The following is a 15821-nucleotide window of genomic DNA, read 5'->3' as shown; positions in this document are numbered from 1 at the left end:
CGGCATGAAGCGTAAGATCAGCAAGGCATTCGTTTATCTTGGTCCGTCGGCGATCCATGGCATTGGATGCTTCGCAGACCGTCCCATCCGCAAAGATGAAATCGTTCGCTGCTGGGACGGCAAGGACAGCCGTTGGGTCCCGTTGCGCGAGGCGCACAGCTCGCCCCAGGCTCTTCTCTTCAAGAGATTCGGCATTCGAACCCGTGGCGGCTACTGGGCGCCTCTCGATTTCCTGCGCATCTCGACCGGGTGGTACATGAATCACTCGGCCGATCCCAATGTCGGGTCGGATGATGGCGATGTCACTTATCATGCGCTACGCGACATCGCGGCCGGCGAGGAGCTGACGATGGACTACCGGCTCATGGACGAGCGGCACGACAACCTGTCGCGAGACGAGAAGGTGCCGGAGCGGTCGAGGCGGGGGCGTGTGGCCGCAGCGGCGACCGACCGCAAGAAGAAAAATCAATCAGCTAATCACAAAGCCAAGGTTGCTCGATTATAGTTGATCCAGCGCAAAGTGTGACGACGCGACTGACCCATAATCAGTGTCGACGCAGATTGCGATGCAGATTGAGGGGAGAGATCGATGAATCCTATACCTCCTGTCCTGACGGACTACGTGACACCGTGGGACGTCATCATCTTCTTCGGCGTTCCGTGCATCCTGATGTTGTTCGTGCTCTTTCAGGAATACAGGACGCATCACTGAGGGCATCACCACCATCACGGCGATGCCCTGTCGCGAGGCCTAAGAGCGGCCCGAGTTAGTGTTTCGTTTCGTGAGCGACCGGCGCCATCGCAAGGGGAGACTGCAGGGAAGGAGGAGAGATCTCCTTCTTCTTCGTCAGCGGCAGCGTCGCGACGTCGAACAGTCCTTCGACAAGCCGTAGCCTCTCCGTCTCCTCATCGGTCAGCGCTCCTTGCGCTTCCAGGACCTTGCGCAGCAGGTCCAGTATCTCCCGTCTCGCCTCCCGATCGTCCGGGAGCAGCTTCGGAATCGCCTTGATGGCGCGTTCTTCGTCGAGACGCAGCAGCAGGTACTGCGTCCGCATCAGTTTCTTCATGTCGGCCAGATGCATCCGCTCCGACGCGGGTCGCAGACCGCGAATGGCCCAGATCATCGAGAAGCCGCGTTCGTCCACGCTCTTGGCCTTCATGCGGATATAGATCAGGCCGCGCACGGCGGCCTCCGTCAGGCCGCCCAGCTCGAATTGCTCCTCGAGCTGGCCGCGCGTGGCGGCGGCGACCGCTTCGCGGGCCAGATCACGCTCGATATGAGGCTGGGCAGAAGCCACCCCAGGCCCGAAGCCGGTGAGGGCCTGCAGAACGGGAGCGCCGTAGGTACTGAGGAACAGGGCCTCGGTCATGGCGTCGCGCCCCGCCCTGAAGCCGTCGAGCCACGTCGTCATGGCCGTTGAAACGACCGTCTCCATGACCGTCAGGGGATTGTCGGGCGAGACCGGTGCTCGATTGGCTCGAACCCATTGCGCCATCTCGTCGATCGGCTGCATGAACGGATTGCGATCCGAAAACGTCGCAAAGCGCAGCCGGCTGGGATGCAGGCTTCTCGTCAATTCCGCCGTCTCGTCGGTAACCGCGGCACGAACGAAAGGCTGAACGACGGTCCGGTAAAGACCGAGATTCACATCCGACACCCGGGCCGCTGTGGCGAATCGACGGTCGTCCGCTTCGTCGTTGCCGCCGAAGGCGCGTATGTCGGCCATTGTTCGCGCTTCGAGTCGGAACAGGTACTTGCCCTTGATGAGTTCCGGATTCGCCGTATCTGGCTCGACCTCGGTGATCACGGCCTCGTACAGGCCCGGCGGCACCAGATCGATCATGTCCATGCAGTTGGCGAATTCGGCGTGTTCCTTGGTCGCGACCTTGCCGGAAACGAAGATGCCGAGATGCCCGATCGTCTGGTGGGTCGTGTAGACGATGGTTTGGCCGTTGGCGACGATCTCGGTCTCGTCGTCGTAGAGATCGCTGATCCAGCCCAAGGCCTGCTGCGGTGGCGTGATGTTGTCGCCCCACGAGCAGAACACGACGATCGGAGACTTGATGTTGCGCAGGTCGATGCGCACGCCGTTGGAGCTTCGCAGACCTCCAGACGACAGCTTGTTGCCGACGAACAGATTGTCGGCGATCCACTGCATTTCCTCGGCATTCAGCAGGACCGGGCTGCCCCACCACGTCTCGAAGTCGAGGAAGCGCGGCGCTTCGGTATCGATCTTGGAATAGACGCCGTAGCCCTTCTCCCAATAGGTATTCGCCGGATTGAGAGATTCGAAGTTGGCGACGAGGTTGGCGCCGTCGAAGATCCCCTTGCCGATGTCGCCGGCGAGGGCCGTCATCCACGTGCCGCCCAGCACACCGCCGAGATACCGCATCGGATTCTTGCCTCGGACTCCGGCCCAGTAGGACAAGGGAGATCCGGCGAGAACGATCGGGCCCGTCAGCTCGGGATTGAGGGCCGCCATCATCATGATCTGCCAGCCGGCCTGGCAGTTGGCGATCACGGCAGGCTTTCCTTCCGACTGGGGATGCAGCTTTGCGACTTCCTCGAGGAACGCCGCCTCGGCGACGCAGACATCCTCGATGGTCTGCCCCGGCTCCGGCTTGGGTAGGAAGCCGATGAAGTAGCAGGGATGGCCGGCGGCCATGGCGACGCCGATCTCGCTGTCCTGCTTCATGCCGCCGATACCGGGACCGTGTCCGGCACGCGGATCGACGACGACGAAGGGGCGCAATGTCGGGTCGGTTTCCGGACCCTCGGTCGGCACGATACGCACCAGCGCATAGTTCACCGGCCGCGGCAGGGTGCGGCCGTCGCGCACCAGTTCGGCCTTGAACTTCAGGACGTGCGGCGCATTGCGGGCGCTGTGCTCGAGATAGATGTTGCCGCGCTGGCGCAGCACGTCGAGGGTGAGGACCGACCGCTGCCAGGCATCGATCCAGTACTCACTGATGAAATCCAGCGGGTTCGCACCGGACATGGCAGGCCTCCGAACAGGCGAATCGGATAACAGTTCTCGCAGTGATCTAGCTGGTCGCTATCCCCAGCTCAGGAAGATGCCGACGTCGCCGCGCAAGCCGCCCTTGCGGTCGATGATCTCGTACTTGATGTGGTAGCCGCGTGGTTTGAGCTGCCGCTCCCAGAAGGAATAAATCTCCCGGGGAATGCCGGTCAGCGTCTTTTCCCAGCCTTCCTCATGCTCGTCGATGGCGCGGCCATCGTCGGTGCAGATGGTATTGGGGAAGCGGAAGACCTGGACGGAGGTCAGCCCGTTCTCGACCGCCCGATTGATGATATGGGCGGCCTTTTCGATGACCTGTTCGTCGCTCAGTCCGGAAGGACGGGTCAGCCGGTCCAGGAAGGCCTGCTTCTCCGCTTCAGCCGCGTCGTGAGCCTTCGCGGCAGCCGAAGCCTTCTCCGCCTCGGCGAGTGCGATCTTGGTCTGCAGGTCCTTGGCTGTTGGCAGATTGAGCATGCCTATCCTCTAGCGTGGAAAATCAATGCCTTTGTGAAGGATCGGCGCTGCGGAGCAATCGGACATTGAGATAGGTCAACTGGCCCGTGTGATGCCAAGCTGGCCGGCGGCCGCTGGCGACAAGGGTTTCAGTATCGTTGATCGACGAACTTCCGCCGCGCCAATGTTGCGGCATCGTCATATTTTCGCTTTTGTGACCGCTCCGGCAGCTTCACCTTCTCGTGCTCGACCCGCTCGTAGGGGATCTGCGACAGGATGTGGCTGATGCAGTTCAACCTGGCGCGCTTCTTGTCGTTGGAGTCGATCAGATACCACGGCGCGTGCATGCTATCCGTATAGTCCAGCATGATGTCGCGCGCCTTGGAGTAGTCGTGCCAGCGGCGGAAGGACTCAAGATCCATTGGGCTGAGCTTCCATTGCCGGATGGGATCGTCGATGCGGGCGCGGAACCGGCGTTCCTGTTCCTCCTGGCCCACCTCCAGCCAGATCTTCAGAAGTCGTATGCCGCCTTCGACGATGAATTTCTCGGCGTTGGGGCAGAGTTCCAGGAATCTCTGATGCTGGTCGGGCGTGCAGAAGCCCATCACGTATTCGACGCCGGCACGGTTGTACCAGCTGCGATCGAAGATCACGACCTCGCCTGCCGCCGGGAAATGCTCGATGTAGCGCTGGATGTACATCTGGGATTTCTCGCGGTCCGACGGCGCCGGCAGCGCAACGACGCGGAAGACCCGCGGAGAGACGCGATCGGTGATGGCCTTGATCGTGCCGCCCTTGCCGGCCGCGTCGCGACCTTCGAGCACGATGATGATCCGCTCGCCGCTCTTGCGGACCCAGTTCTGCAGATAGCAAAGCTCAACCTGCAGTTTCCTCAGCTCCTGCTCGTAGACCTTGCGCGAGAGTTTCTGTTCGTCCGAATTCTTCTTCTTCGACATCCGTTTCCCTCCCGTAAGCAAGCTCGCCTAGATGACTGGGAGGCGATCGGTGTCGCCCATGATCCATGTCAATCGGCCAGCCGAATTGCTCGTGCCCGCGGCATTCCCACATGCGAGCCTTGGTTGTGTCGAGATGACTGGTCTTCGACGGGCCGTGCAGTTCTTGCCGAAGCCTGCAAAAATGACATGAATTGCGGGGATTTGGCTACGATTGAAAGACGGAATGCAATAATATGGCCGCAAGAGTAGAGGCCAAGGAAGCGGATGCTTCAAAGCGACGATCTTCTGGCGAGCGTGCTCGCTTTCGATCCCCCCAAAGAGCCCATCGAGCCCGTGACATCCGCAACCATCGAGGCAGCCGATCGCTCGATGCGCTTCTGGACGAGCGCTCATGCCGGCTCTCTCGAGCCAGGCTCGGACGCCCACAAGCGCGAAGTGTGCAGGATGTTTCGCGAGACCTTCAACCCGTACCGGCCTTCGGTGATTGCCTGGCCGAAGCTGGGTCCGGAGGAAGCGCGCCGCGTCACGTCACTGCCGATCTGGGACATCGCGGTCCATACCGAGGGCAGGGCCCGGCTGCGGTTTGCCGCCTATGCAAGGACGATCGCCGATCCCGAGATCCGGGGAGCGATCATGCTGAATGCATGGGAGGAGCATCGCCATAAGGAGGTGCTGGCCAAGCTCGTCGAGGCCTATGCCATCCCTCTGGCGCCCGAGCCGACGTTCGAGGCGCCGCGCGATCCGGAATGGGTTTATCTGATCACTGGCTTCTCCGAATGCATCGACAGTTTCTTTGCCTTTGGCCTGTTCGAACTGGCGCGGCGCTCCGGATTCTTTCCGAAGGAACTGGTGGAGACGTTCGAGCCGGTCGTTCAGGAGGAATGCCGGCATATCCTGCTGTTCGCCAATTGGCTGGCATGGCATCGGGCGAGCCTGCCCTGGTGGCGCCGATTCCAATTCGAAGCAAGGGTCGCCGCAGTCTGGTTCGCGATCGCCCGCGAACGCATCGGGCTTGCCCGCGGGATTGGCGGCGGCGTCAAGAACAAGCAGGCCGACAGCAATTTCACGGCGAACAGCGCCAGCGCTGTGACCGAGGGGAATATCGAGATCCGCGATCTCCTGACGCTCAGCCTGGAGGAAAACGATCGCCGCTTCTCTGGCTATGATGCGCGCCTGGTGCGTCCGACGACGGTACCGGCATTGGCCAGAATCGCCCTGTTCGTTACAAGGCCATGGGCGCGCAGGAAGCCTCGCGCGAACATCCAGCCTGAGGGTTGAGCCCGCCGGCAGGCCTGATAAGACGAGAGGGAAAGAAGCCGGGATCGACCGGCTTCAAGGTGATTCTGCAATGACTGGGCCGATGCGGCAGGGAGAGCTTGTTCTTGTGACAGGCGGGTCGGGATTTCTCGGCTCGTCCGTCGTGCGGGCGCTGATTGCCCGCGGCATGCGCGTCCGCGCCCTGGCGCGCCCGACCAGCCCGCGCGGCAATTTCAGCGGATTGGAGTGCGAGGTCGTGACCGGCGATCTCACCGACCGCGAGTCTCTCAAGACTGCTCTGCACGATGTCCGGTACCTGTTCCATGTCGCGGCCGATTATCGCCTGTGGGCACGCGATCCCGCGGTGATCCTGCGCGCCAATGTCGAGGGAACGCGCAACCTGATGGAGGAGGCGCTTCGTGCCGGCGTCGAGCGCATTGTCTATACCAGCAGCGTAGCGACGCTTCGGCTCGCCGGAGCGGTCGGTCCGGTCGACGAGACCGCTGTGATGTCCGTCGAGGACGCCATCGGCACCTACAAGCGCAGCAAGACGATGGCCGAGCGGGTCGTCGAGGAATTGATCCTGCGCGACAAGCTGCCGGCCATCATCGTCAATCCGACCACGCCCATCGGGCCGCGCGACATCCGGCCGACGCCGACGGGGCGCATCCTGCTCGATGCCGCGCAGGGCAAGATTCCGGCTTTCGTCGATACCGGCCTGAACTTCGCCCACGTGGACGACATTGCCGAAGGGCATCTCCTTGCCTTCGAGCGCGGGCGGATCGGCGAACGCTACATCCTCGGCGGACAGAACCTGTCGCTGCGGGAACTGTTGGGCGTTGTCGCGACGCTCACCGGTCGGCGGCCGCCGCGGATCAAGCTGCCGCGCGGTCCGCTTTTTCCGCTGGCGTTCGGCGCCGAGGCTGTCGCCCGCCTTACCGGCAAGGAGCCGCTGCTCACGGTCGATGCATTGCGCATGTCGCGCTATCACATGTTCTTCACCTCGGCCAAGGCCGAGCGTGAACTGGGCTATCGCAGCCGCCCCTGTCAGGAAGGCGTGGTCGATGCGCTGGCCTGGTTCCGCCAGGCTGGATACTTGGCATGACGAGCTTGATGGGCATGACGGGCGGCACCATTGTCGGCCTGGTCGCGCTGGCGATCTGGCTCTATCTCGTGCTGGCCAGAGGCGGATACTGGTTGGCGCGCGAACGCGACGACAAGGATGTGCCGGCCGATCCGGTTCGTTGGCCGAGCGTGACGGCCGTGGTGCCGGCGCGCAACGAGGCGGATGTCATCGGCCAGTCGATCGGCAGTTTGCTGCGCCAGGATTATCCCGGCACTTTCCGGGTCATCCTCGTCGACGACGACAGCGACGACGGCACCGCAGCGACGGCGAGACGCGTGGCGGCCACTCTCGGAACCGGCCGGCCGCTGGAAATCGTGAACGGCGCGGCGTTGCCGCCAGGATGGACGGGCAAGTTGTGGGCGCTACAGCAGGGCGTCCAGCAGGCGCTCGTGTCGGACGACTTGCCAGATTACCTGCTGCTGACCGACGCCGATATCGGCCATTCATCAGACAATCTGCGGGCGCTCGTCGCGCGGGCCGAGCACGGGGATCGTGCATTGGTCTCATTGATGGCGGAACTGTCCTGTGTGACTCGCGCCGAGGCCTTCCTGATTCCGGCTTTCGTGTTCTTTTTCCAGATGCTTTATCCGTTCTCCTGGGTGGCGCGAGCGGATCTGAAGCTCGCTGCCGGCGCCGGCGGGTGCATGCTCGTGCGGCGGGAGGCTCTGGAGAAGGCGGGGGGGCTCGCCTCGGTTCGCGCCGAGATCATCGATGATTGCGCCCTCGCCCGACGACTGAAGGAGCAGGGTCCGATCTGGCTCGGCCTTACGCATCGTGCCCGGAGCCTGCGGCCTTACATCAGTCTTCGTCAGATCGGACGCATGATCTCGCGATCCGCCTACGCCCAGCTTGGCTATTCGCCGCTGTTGCTTGCGGGTACTGTAGCGGGCATGGCCCTGACCTATCTCGCGCCCCCTGTTCTCGCCCTATTCGGCGACGGCCTGGCCCAAGGGGCAGGAGCGGGCGCGTGGCTTCTCATGGCGATGTCGTTCCTGCCGATGCTTCGCTTCTATCGGCGCTCCCCGCTCTGGGGTGTCGCTCTTCCGGCCATAGCCGCCGCCTATACCGTCTTCACCGTCCAGTCGGCTGTCGCCGTGTGGCGCGGCCGAGGCGGCATGTGGAAAGGCCGGGCGCAGGCGATCACGGGGGACTCGTGAGCCGCGCCGCCGACTTCGCCTCGGGCAAGGGGCACGGGGACGAGAACTTTCCCGTTGCCTCTCGCCTCGTCCGCGCCGAACTGCGCGCGCCGATTCTGGCCTTCTATCGATTTGCGCGGGCAGCGGATGACGTTGCCGATCACGCGACGGCGGGACCGGAAGAGAAGTTCGAGCAACTCGCTCGGCTGGAGGCCGGACTGCGCGGCGATGCCGGCGGAAGCCCCGAAGGCGAGGCGCTGCGCCGTGTCCTGCAGGTGCGCAACCTGACCGACCAGCATGCCCTCGACCTACTCGAGGCCTTCCGAAGGGACGTCGTCAAGCAACGCTACGCCGACTGGGCGGAGCTGATGGACTATTGCCGCTATTCGGCGGCACCCGTCGGCCGCTTCGTGCTCGACCTGCATGGCGAGTCGCGGACGCTCTGGCCGATGAACGACGCGCTTTGCGCCGCCTTGCAGGTGATCAATCATCTGCAGGATTGCGCCAAGGATTATCGCGCGCTGGATCGGGTCTATATTCCGCTCGATGTTCTTGCCGCCGAAGGCATCGGAACCGAGGCCCTGGCCGACTCGCAAGCGTCTCGGGCTCTGCGCATCGTGATCGCCGGACTGGCACACCGCACGGATGCGCTGCTCGATCTGTCGCGGCCCTTCGCTGGGCGCATTGCCGATCGGCGACTCGCGCTGGAAGTTGGCGTGATCCAGACGTTGGCCGAGAGCCTGTGCGCACGTCTCCGCCGACGGGATCCCTTGTCGCAGCGAGTGCACCACAATGCGGTCGAGATGGCGGGTCTCGCAGCCTATGGCGCCGCAGCGGTAGCGATCGGTCGTATCGGACGAATGTTCGGCCATGGACAGGCCGCACTGCCGGGCAATCGGGGATGACGGCGACGAAGGCCTTCGATGCGGCCGCGCTGCGCGCGCAGGTGTCCGGCAGCTCGTTCTACGCGGCCATGCGTATCCTGCCCAAGGCCGAGCGCGAGGCGATGTTTGCGATCTACGCATTCTGTCGCCTGGTCGACGATATCGCCGATGACGGCACGCGGTCGCGGGACCAGCGCGCCCTCGAACTGAAGCAGTGGCGCGCCGATATCGAGGCGCTCTATGCCGGCCGGCCGGCGGGCAAGGCGGACTTCCTGCAGGGCCCGGTTCAGGCGTTCGGCTTGAAGAAGCCGGACTTCCTTGCCGTGATCGACGGCATGGAGATGGACGTCGTCTCTGATATCCAGGCTCCCGATCTGGATCTGCTCGCCCTGTACTGCGATCGAGTCGCCTGCGCGGTCGGACGCCTGTCGACGCGCATTTTCGGCATGGACGAGGCACCCGGGCTGGAACTCGCCGACCGTCTCGGGCGGGCACTGCAGCTTACAAACATCTTGCGGGATCTCGACGAGGATGCCGCCATTGGTCGGCTCTACCTGCCGCGGGAGCTTCTGGTCGCGGCAGGAATCACGACATCGGATCCAATTACGGCAGTCCAGGATGTCCGCGTCGATGACACATGCCGCGCGCTGGCGGCAGAGGCGGCCGAACATTTTTCGGCGGCGGACCGGGTCATGCGTGCGCGGCCGCGAGGTCGCCTGCTGGCGCCGCGGCTGATGTCTGCGGTCTATCGTGCCATGCTTGAGGACATGCGGACCGAAGGATGGAAGCCGCCGCGTCGGCGTGTCCGGATCGGCAAGCCGCGCCTGCTCGCCATCGTTGCGAGATGCTGCCTGCTGCCATGAGGGCTATGGCTGAGCCGCCGCGCATCCACATCGTCGGTGCCGGACTTGCAGGTCTGTCGGCTGCGGTCGTGCTTGCGGATCGCGGCCTGCGTGTCGTGCTGTCGGAGGCGGCGAAGCAGGCCGGCGGGCGCTGCCGCTCCTATCATGACAGCGTGCTGGATACGGTGATCGACAATGGCAATCACCTGGTGCTGTCCGGGAACGTCGCAGTCACGCGCTATCTTCGGGCGATCGGCGCCGCCGATCGGCTGACTGGCCCCGATCATCCGATATTCCCGTTCTTCGATCTCGGCACCGGCAGGCGATGGGTGTTGCGTCCGAACGATGGACCGATCCCATGGTGGATTCTCGACTCGCATCGGCGGGTTCCCGGTACCAACCCGCTCGAGTACCTCGCCTTCGCGACGCTGATGCGGCGTCACCCGGGGCGGCGCATCGACGAAGTGCTCTCCTGCCGGGGGCCGCTGTGGGACATGTTCCTCAAACAGCTGCTGGTGTCGGCGCTCAATACGGACCCGAAGGAAGGGTCAGCCGATCTCGCCGGTGCCGTCGTGCGCGAGACGCTCGCCAGGGGAGGCCATGCAACGAGACCGCTGGTCGCCACGCCGAGCCTCGCTGCCGCCTTTGTCGATCCCGCGCTGATGCATCTGGGACGACAGGGAGCGGAGATCCGATTCGGACGTCCGCTGCGGGCGATTACGTTGGCTGAAGATCGGGTGGCGGCATTGCATTTCGACGACGGCGAACAGCAGGTGGACGCGGCAGAGCAGGTGATCCTCGCCGTTCCGCCTTGGACTGCCCAGTCCTTGCTGCCGGACGTGAAAACGCCTTCGGCCTTCAATGCGATCGTGAATGGGCACTTCCGAATCGCTCCGCCGCCTCGTGCCGCCTCTCTGACGGGATTGGTCGGCGGCACGGCCGAGTGGGTCTTTGCCTTTCACGATCGTCTGTCCGTGACGGTGAGCGCCGCCGACCGGCTGCTCGACATGGACACGGACCGGCTGGCGTCGCTGCTGTGGGCCGATGTCGCTGCCGTACATGATTTGCAAGGTCCGGTTCCGCCGACCCGGATCGTGAAGGAGAAGCGAGCCACTTTCGCCGCGACGCCGGCACAGGAAGCGCGACGGCCAGCGGCAGCCACGCGTTGGCACAACCTGTTTCTCGCAGGCGACTGGACGGCGACGGGGCTGCCGGCAACGATCGAAGGGGCGCTTCGCTCCGGCGAAGTGGCGGCCAGTCTGGCGACTGGTTCAGGGACGACGCGATGATCGATATTTCCATGCTCGAAGCCGACATCCAGCGGGCGACGGAGGCGTTGTTGCGTCAGCAGCGACAGGATGGGCATTGGGTGTTCGAACTCGAGGCCGATGCGACCATCCCCTCTGAGTATGTGCTGCTGCGCCAGTATCTTGGCGAGCCGGACGCGCCGGAACTCGAACGCAAGATCGGAGTCTATCTGCGGCGCATCCAGGGCGACCATGGCGGCTGGCCTCTGTTCCACGATGGCGCGTTCGACCTCAGCGCTTCGGTGAAGGCTTACTTCTGCCTCAAGATGATCGGAGACGATCCGCAGGCGCCACATATGGTGCGGGCGCGAGCGGCCATCCTGGCGCAGGGCGGAGCAGCCAAGGCGAATGTCTTCACCCGGATCCTGCTGGCGCAGTTCGGCGAGCTTTCGTGGAACCATGTGCCGACCATGCCGGTGGAGATGATCCTGCTGCCGCGCTGGTTCCCGATCCATCTGTCGCGCATGTCCTACTGGGCGCGGACGGTGATCGTGCCGCTGCTGGTCCTGGCCGCTTTGCGCCGTCGGGCGCGCAATCCACGCAAGATCGGCATTCCCGAGCTCTTTGCCGAGCCATCCAGAAAGGTCACACGGGAGCGCGCGGCGACGCATCAGAAGCGCGCCTGGGCGCTGTTCTTCAATGGCCTCGACTGGGTGCTGAAGAGGGTCGAGCCGCTCTGGCCGAAATCGATGCGGCGACGCGCCATCGATCGCTGCGTGGCGTTCGTGAGCGAGCGCCTGAACGGCGAGGACGGTCTCGGAGCGATCTATCCGGCCATGGCCAACAGCGTCATGATGTTCGATGCGCTGGGATATCCGCCAGAGCATCCGCTGCGCGCCATCGCGCGTCGCTCGGTCGAGAAGCTGCTGGTGATCCGCGAGGAGGAGGCTTACTGCCAGCCTTGCGTTTCTCCGGTCTGGGACACGGCGCTTGCGGTCCATGCCATGCTGGAGGTTGGCGGAGAGAAGGCCGACGAAGCGGCCCGGCATGGGTTGGAATGGCTGAAGCCGCTACAGGAGCTCGAGGTCAAGGGGGATTGGGCTGAGCGGCGGCCGGATGTACGGCCCGGCGGCTGGGCCTTCCAGTATCGCAACGCGCATTATCCCGATCTCGACGACACGGCCGTCGTAGTCATGGCGATGGACCGGGCGCGGCGCGAGGCTGCGGGTGGCAAAGCGTATGACGAGCCCGTTTCCCGCGCCGTCGAGTGGACGGTGGGGCTGCAGAGCCAGAACGGCGGTTGGGGCGCCTTCGATGCCGACAATGTCGACCTCTATCTCAACAACATCCCTTTTGCCGATCACGGCGCGTTGCTGGATCCTCCCACGGCCGATGTGAGCGCCCGTTGCATCAGCATGTTGGCCCAGTTGGGTCAAACGCCTGAAAGTCCGCAGATGAAGGCCGCTCTGGCCTATCTGGAGCGCGATCAGGAAGCGGATGGCAGCTGGTTCGGACGATGGGGCGTGAACTACATTTACGGCACCTGGTCTGCCTTGTGCGCGCTCAACGCAGCGGGATTCGACGGAGCGAGGCCGAGCGTGCGCAAGGCGGCAGACTGGTTAATCGCTATCCAGAACGCCGACGGCGGATGGGGTGAGGACTGCACCAGCTACAAGCTCGACTATAAGGGCCACGAGCCGGCGCCCTCCAACGCCTCGCAGACGGCTTGGGCGCTGCTGGGCCTGATGGCAGCGGGCGAAGCGGATCATCCGGCGGTCGAGCGCGGGATCGGCTATCTGAGCCGTACACAGACCAAGGATGGTCTGTGGTCTCAGGATGCCTATACCGGCGGCGGCTTTCCGCGCGTGTTCTATCTACGCTATCACGGCTACCCGAACTTCTTCCCGCTCTGGGCTTTGGCGCGTTACCGCAACCTGAAGCGCGCCAACAGCCGGCGGGTGGCGTACGGCATGTGACGATTCTCGTCGCCACGGGACTGGAGCGGGAGCGGCACCTGCTTGCCGGACCGGACCTCGAGATCATCGCTGGCGGCGGCGATCACGAACGGCTGGAAGTCCGGCTCGAACAGCTCGGTGCAGGCAAGAGCGGCCTGATCAGCATCGGCATCGCCGGCGGCTTGGCTCCGGACCTGGTTGTCGGCCAATGGGTGGTGGCGACGGCCGTCCTCGATCGCCCGCACTCGATCTCGACAGATGTTGCCTGGACAGAACGGCTCGTGGCGGCTCTGCCTGGCGCGACGCGAGCACCGTTGTTGGGCTCGAACGAGATGATCGTCGAGCGAACGCACAAGGCCGCCCTGCATCGCGCGACCGGTGCGGCCGCGGTGGATATGGAATCGCATATCGCGGCCCGCGTGGCGCAGCGCCTGGGGCTGCCGTTCGCCGCAGCCCGCGTCGTCTGTGATCCAGCGCATCGAAGCCTGCCGCGAGCCGCCCAAGTCGGCATGCGTCCGGACGGCGGGATGGATATAGCGGCGGTTCTGCGGTCGCTGCTGGCGGATCCGCGCCAGCTTCCGGCCCTGATCCGCACGGGATGGGAGGCGGAGAAGGCCTTCCGGGCCTTACTCCGCGGCCACCGCCTTCTCGGGCGCGGCCTTGCCGGTCCGGATCTCGGTTAGCTTGCGCTGGACGTGATCCGAGAACACGAACTCGGCCCGCCGCTGATGATCGATGGAAATGTCCTTCGCCATCGGGCCGTCGGTCCGCACGCCGCGCAGGGTGACGGACAGAGCTTTTAGCGGCCGGCGCATCATGTCCTTCACGGCTGAGGCCTCGAAGCCCGAATGGACCATGCAGTCGGCGCACTTCTCGTAGTTGCCGACGCCGTATTTCTCCCACGCCGTATCGTCCATCAGCTCACGGAAGGTCTTGGCGTAGCCTTCGCCGAGCAGATAGCACGGCTTCTGCCAGCCGAAGACGGTTCGGGTCGGGTTGCCCCAGGGCGTGCAGTGATAGCTCTCGTTGCCCGCCAGGAAATTGAGGAAGTTGATCGACTGGCTGAAGGGCCACTTCTTGCCGCCGTTGCCCCGCGACAGGATTCCCCGGAACAGTTCCTTGGTCTTGGTGCGGTTCAGGAAGTGCTGCTGATCGGGCGCGCGCTCGTAGGCATAGCCGGGCGAAACGGTGATGCCATCCAGCCCCAGTGCCTTCATCTCGTCGAAGAACTCGGCGACCTGGGCGGGATCGGCGTCGTTGAACAGCGTGCAGTTGATGCTGACGCGGAAGCCCTTGGACTTGGCGAGCCGGATCGCCTCCACCGCCTTGTCATAGGTGCCGCGCAGGCACACCGACTTGTCGTGCATCGCGCGGTTGCCATCCAGATGGATCGACCAGGTGAAAGCGGGGTGCGGCTTGTAATCGTCGATCTTCTTGGCGAGCAGCAGCGCGTTGGTGCACAGGATCACGAACTTCTTGCGCGCCAGGAAGCCATTGACGATCTTCGGCATCTCCCGATGCAGCAAGGGCTCGCCGCCGGCGATCGAGACGACCGGAGCACCGCATTCGTCGATCGCGGTCATGCAATCATCGTAGGACAGGCGCTGATCCAGGATCTCGTCTGGATAATCGATCTTGCCGCAGCCGGCGCAGGCCAGATTGCAGCGGAACAAGGGTTCGAGCATGAGCACGAGCGGGTAGCGCTCGCGACGGGCGAGATGCTGACGAAGAACGTAGGTGCCGATCCGCACCGCTTGCAGCAAAGGAATACCCAAGAGACCGCTCCTCTACTGGTTGGATGTGACAGCCGGCTTGGCGGGCGGCGTCCTGAGTTCGTTGGGCAGGCGGAATTCGATGTCCTCGCGGACACCGTCCATCTGCTCGACCTGCACGTCGGCATGGCGACGCAGAGCCTCGATGACATCGAGAACCAGTTCTTCCGGCGCCGAGGCTCCGGCTGTCACGCCGACCGTCTTCACGCCGGTCAGCCAGGCCGGGTCGAGTTCGCTGCCATCGCCGATGAGATAGCTCGGCAGACCTTTTTCCAAGCCGATCTCGCACAGGCGATTCGAGTTCGAGCTGTTACGGCTGCCGACCACCAGCAGCAGGTCCACCGCCTCGCACAAGGCACGCACAGCCGACTGGCGATGCTGCGTGGCGTAGCAAATGTCCGAAACGTCCGGTCCCTCGAGATCGCGGAACTTCTCGTGCAGCGCTGCGATCACGCCGCGCGTATCGTCGACGCTCAAGGTCGTCTGGGTCACATAGGCAGCCGGTGTATCCGGCGACAGCGGCAGCTGGGCCACGTCTTCCACCGTCGAGACGAGATGGACCGGGGCCTCGACCTGGCCCATCGTGCCCTCGACCTCGGGGTGGCCGGCGTGACCGATCAGGATCAGGGCGCGGCCACGCGCCACGTACCGCTTGCCCTGAAGATGCACTCGCGACACGAGCGGACAGGTTGCGTCGAGTACCGGGAGGCCGCGTGAAACGGCCTCGTCGATGATCGATTGCGCCACGCCATGGGCGCTGAAGATCGTGGTCGCGCCGTCGGGAATCTCGTCCAGCGATTCGACGAAGACGGCCCCCATGCGCTCGAGTCTTTCAACCACATGCCGATTATGGACAATCTCGTGCCGCACATAGACCGGGGCACCGAACCGTTCCAAGGACCGTTCGACAATCTCGATTGCCCGCACGACGCCCGCGCAAAAGCCTCGGGGCTGAGCCAGTAGAACGCGCATCCAGATCAACTCCTCTATCGGCGTGCAGGTCGCAATCGGAATTTGGTGCTTACGAGCCAGTTTACCAGAATTGCAACATCAAGTTCTGGCAGCCGACCTCAATCGAGAGCGGGGCCAGCTTATACCGCTCTTCTGGTCAGGAAACTTGGCAGTAATACCGCGCGAGTGTGCGTAAAGGTACGTCTGGCCATGCGTTAAAGC

General features: G+C 64.0%; 15 protein-coding genes. 10 read left to right on the top strand and 5 right to left on the bottom strand.

Features of this window, described 5'->3' with window-relative positions; all coding sequences use genetic code 11:
- Positions 1-4: 4 nt before the first annotated feature.
- A complete protein-coding gene (locus B5D62_RS12295) occupies positions 5-505 on the top strand; it encodes an SET domain-containing protein (protein WP_085934145.1) in 501 nt (166 codons plus the stop codon).
- Positions 506-589: 84 nt separating this feature from the next.
- Complete coding sequence (locus B5D62_RS34180) at positions 590-712, top strand: hypothetical protein (protein WP_269435098.1); 123 nt, start codon at positions 590-592, stop codon at positions 710-712.
- Between the two features lie 55 nt (positions 713-767).
- Here the strand turns inward: B5D62_RS34180 and B5D62_RS12290 are convergent, their stop codons facing one another.
- From B5D62_RS12290 to ppk2, 3 genes are all read right to left on the bottom strand, one after another.
- Positions 768-2999, bottom strand: coding sequence for a DUF3141 domain-containing protein (locus B5D62_RS12290; RefSeq protein ID WP_085934144.1), 2232 nt, complete (start codon positions 2997-2999; stop codon positions 768-770).
- Positions 3000-3056: 57 nt separating this feature from the next.
- On the bottom strand, positions 3057-3494 hold the full coding sequence (locus tag B5D62_RS12285; RefSeq protein ID WP_085934143.1) for a hypothetical protein: 438 nt from the start codon (positions 3492-3494) through the stop codon (positions 3057-3059).
- 128 nt (positions 3495-3622) lie between these two features.
- Positions 3623-4429, bottom strand: a complete 807-nt coding sequence (gene ppk2, locus B5D62_RS12280) for a polyphosphate kinase 2 (RefSeq protein WP_085934142.1) — start codon at positions 4427-4429, stop codon at positions 3623-3625.
- 264 nt (positions 4430-4693) lie between these two features.
- Here ppk2 and B5D62_RS12275 point away from each other — a divergent pair, with 264 nt between their 5' ends.
- The 8 genes from B5D62_RS12275 (at position 4694) to B5D62_RS12240 (ending at position 13559) form a co-directional block, all read left to right on the top strand.
- Positions 4694-5707 carry a hypothetical protein gene (locus B5D62_RS12275; protein ID WP_231714793.1) on the top strand — a complete coding sequence of 338 codons (1014 nt, stop codon included), beginning with the start codon at positions 4694-4696 and terminating at the stop codon, positions 5705-5707.
- Between the two features lie 70 nt (positions 5708-5777).
- Entirely contained in the window at positions 5778-6791 is a 1014-nt protein-coding gene (gene hpnA, locus B5D62_RS12270; RefSeq protein WP_085934141.1) for a hopanoid-associated sugar epimerase, read from the top strand.
- Complete coding sequence (locus B5D62_RS12265) at positions 6788-7969, top strand: glycosyltransferase (protein ID WP_231714792.1); 1182 nt, start codon at positions 6788-6790, stop codon at positions 7967-7969. Before hpnA ends, B5D62_RS12265 begins: the two co-directional genes overlap by 4 nt.
- Entirely contained in the window at positions 7966-8853 is an 888-nt protein-coding gene (gene hpnC / locus B5D62_RS12260) for a squalene synthase HpnC (protein ID WP_085934140.1), read from the top strand. Before B5D62_RS12265 ends, hpnC begins: the two co-directional genes overlap by 4 nt.
- Positions 8850-9695: a presqualene diphosphate synthase HpnD gene (gene hpnD / locus B5D62_RS12255; RefSeq protein ID WP_085934139.1), complete on the top strand. Its 846-nt coding sequence runs from the start codon at positions 8850-8852 to the stop codon at positions 9693-9695. The genes hpnC and hpnD overlap by 4 nt, the downstream gene beginning before the upstream one ends.
- A 5-nt stretch (positions 9696-9700) precedes the next feature.
- Complete coding sequence (hpnE, locus tag B5D62_RS12250; RefSeq protein WP_085934138.1) at positions 9701-10963, top strand: hydroxysqualene dehydroxylase HpnE; 1263 nt, start codon at positions 9701-9703, stop codon at positions 10961-10963.
- Positions 10960-12897 carry a squalene--hopene cyclase gene (gene shc, locus B5D62_RS12245; RefSeq protein ID WP_085934137.1) on the top strand — a complete coding sequence of 646 codons (1938 nt, stop codon included), beginning with the start codon at positions 10960-10962 and terminating at the stop codon, positions 12895-12897. Before hpnE ends, shc begins: the two co-directional genes overlap by 4 nt.
- Positions 12894-13559: a phosphorylase family protein gene (locus tag B5D62_RS12240; protein ID WP_085934136.1), complete on the top strand. Its 666-nt coding sequence runs from the start codon at positions 12894-12896 to the stop codon at positions 13557-13559. The genes shc and B5D62_RS12240 overlap by 4 nt, the downstream gene beginning before the upstream one ends.
- Here B5D62_RS12240 and hpnH read toward each other — a convergent pair.
- Positions 13503-14651 (bottom strand): adenosyl-hopene transferase HpnH, encoded by a 1149-nt coding sequence (hpnH, locus tag B5D62_RS12235; RefSeq protein ID WP_085934135.1) that lies wholly within the window; start codon positions 14649-14651, stop codon positions 13503-13505. The genes B5D62_RS12240 and hpnH overlap by 57 nt on opposite strands.
- 12 nt (positions 14652-14663) lie before the next feature.
- Positions 14664-15620, bottom strand: a complete 957-nt coding sequence (gene ispH, locus B5D62_RS12230) for a 4-hydroxy-3-methylbut-2-enyl diphosphate reductase (RefSeq protein ID WP_085934742.1) — start codon at positions 15618-15620, stop codon at positions 14664-14666.
- Positions 15621-15821 lie beyond the last annotated feature (201 nt).

The sequence above is a fragment of the Enhydrobacter aerosaccus genome (assembly GCF_900167455.1).
Lineage (GTDB): Bacteria > Pseudomonadota > Alphaproteobacteria > Reyranellales > Reyranellaceae > Reyranella > Reyranella aerosaccus.
The sequence above is the reverse complement of the archived record's forward strand: the minus strand, read 5'-3'. Positions and strand labels throughout refer to the sequence as shown.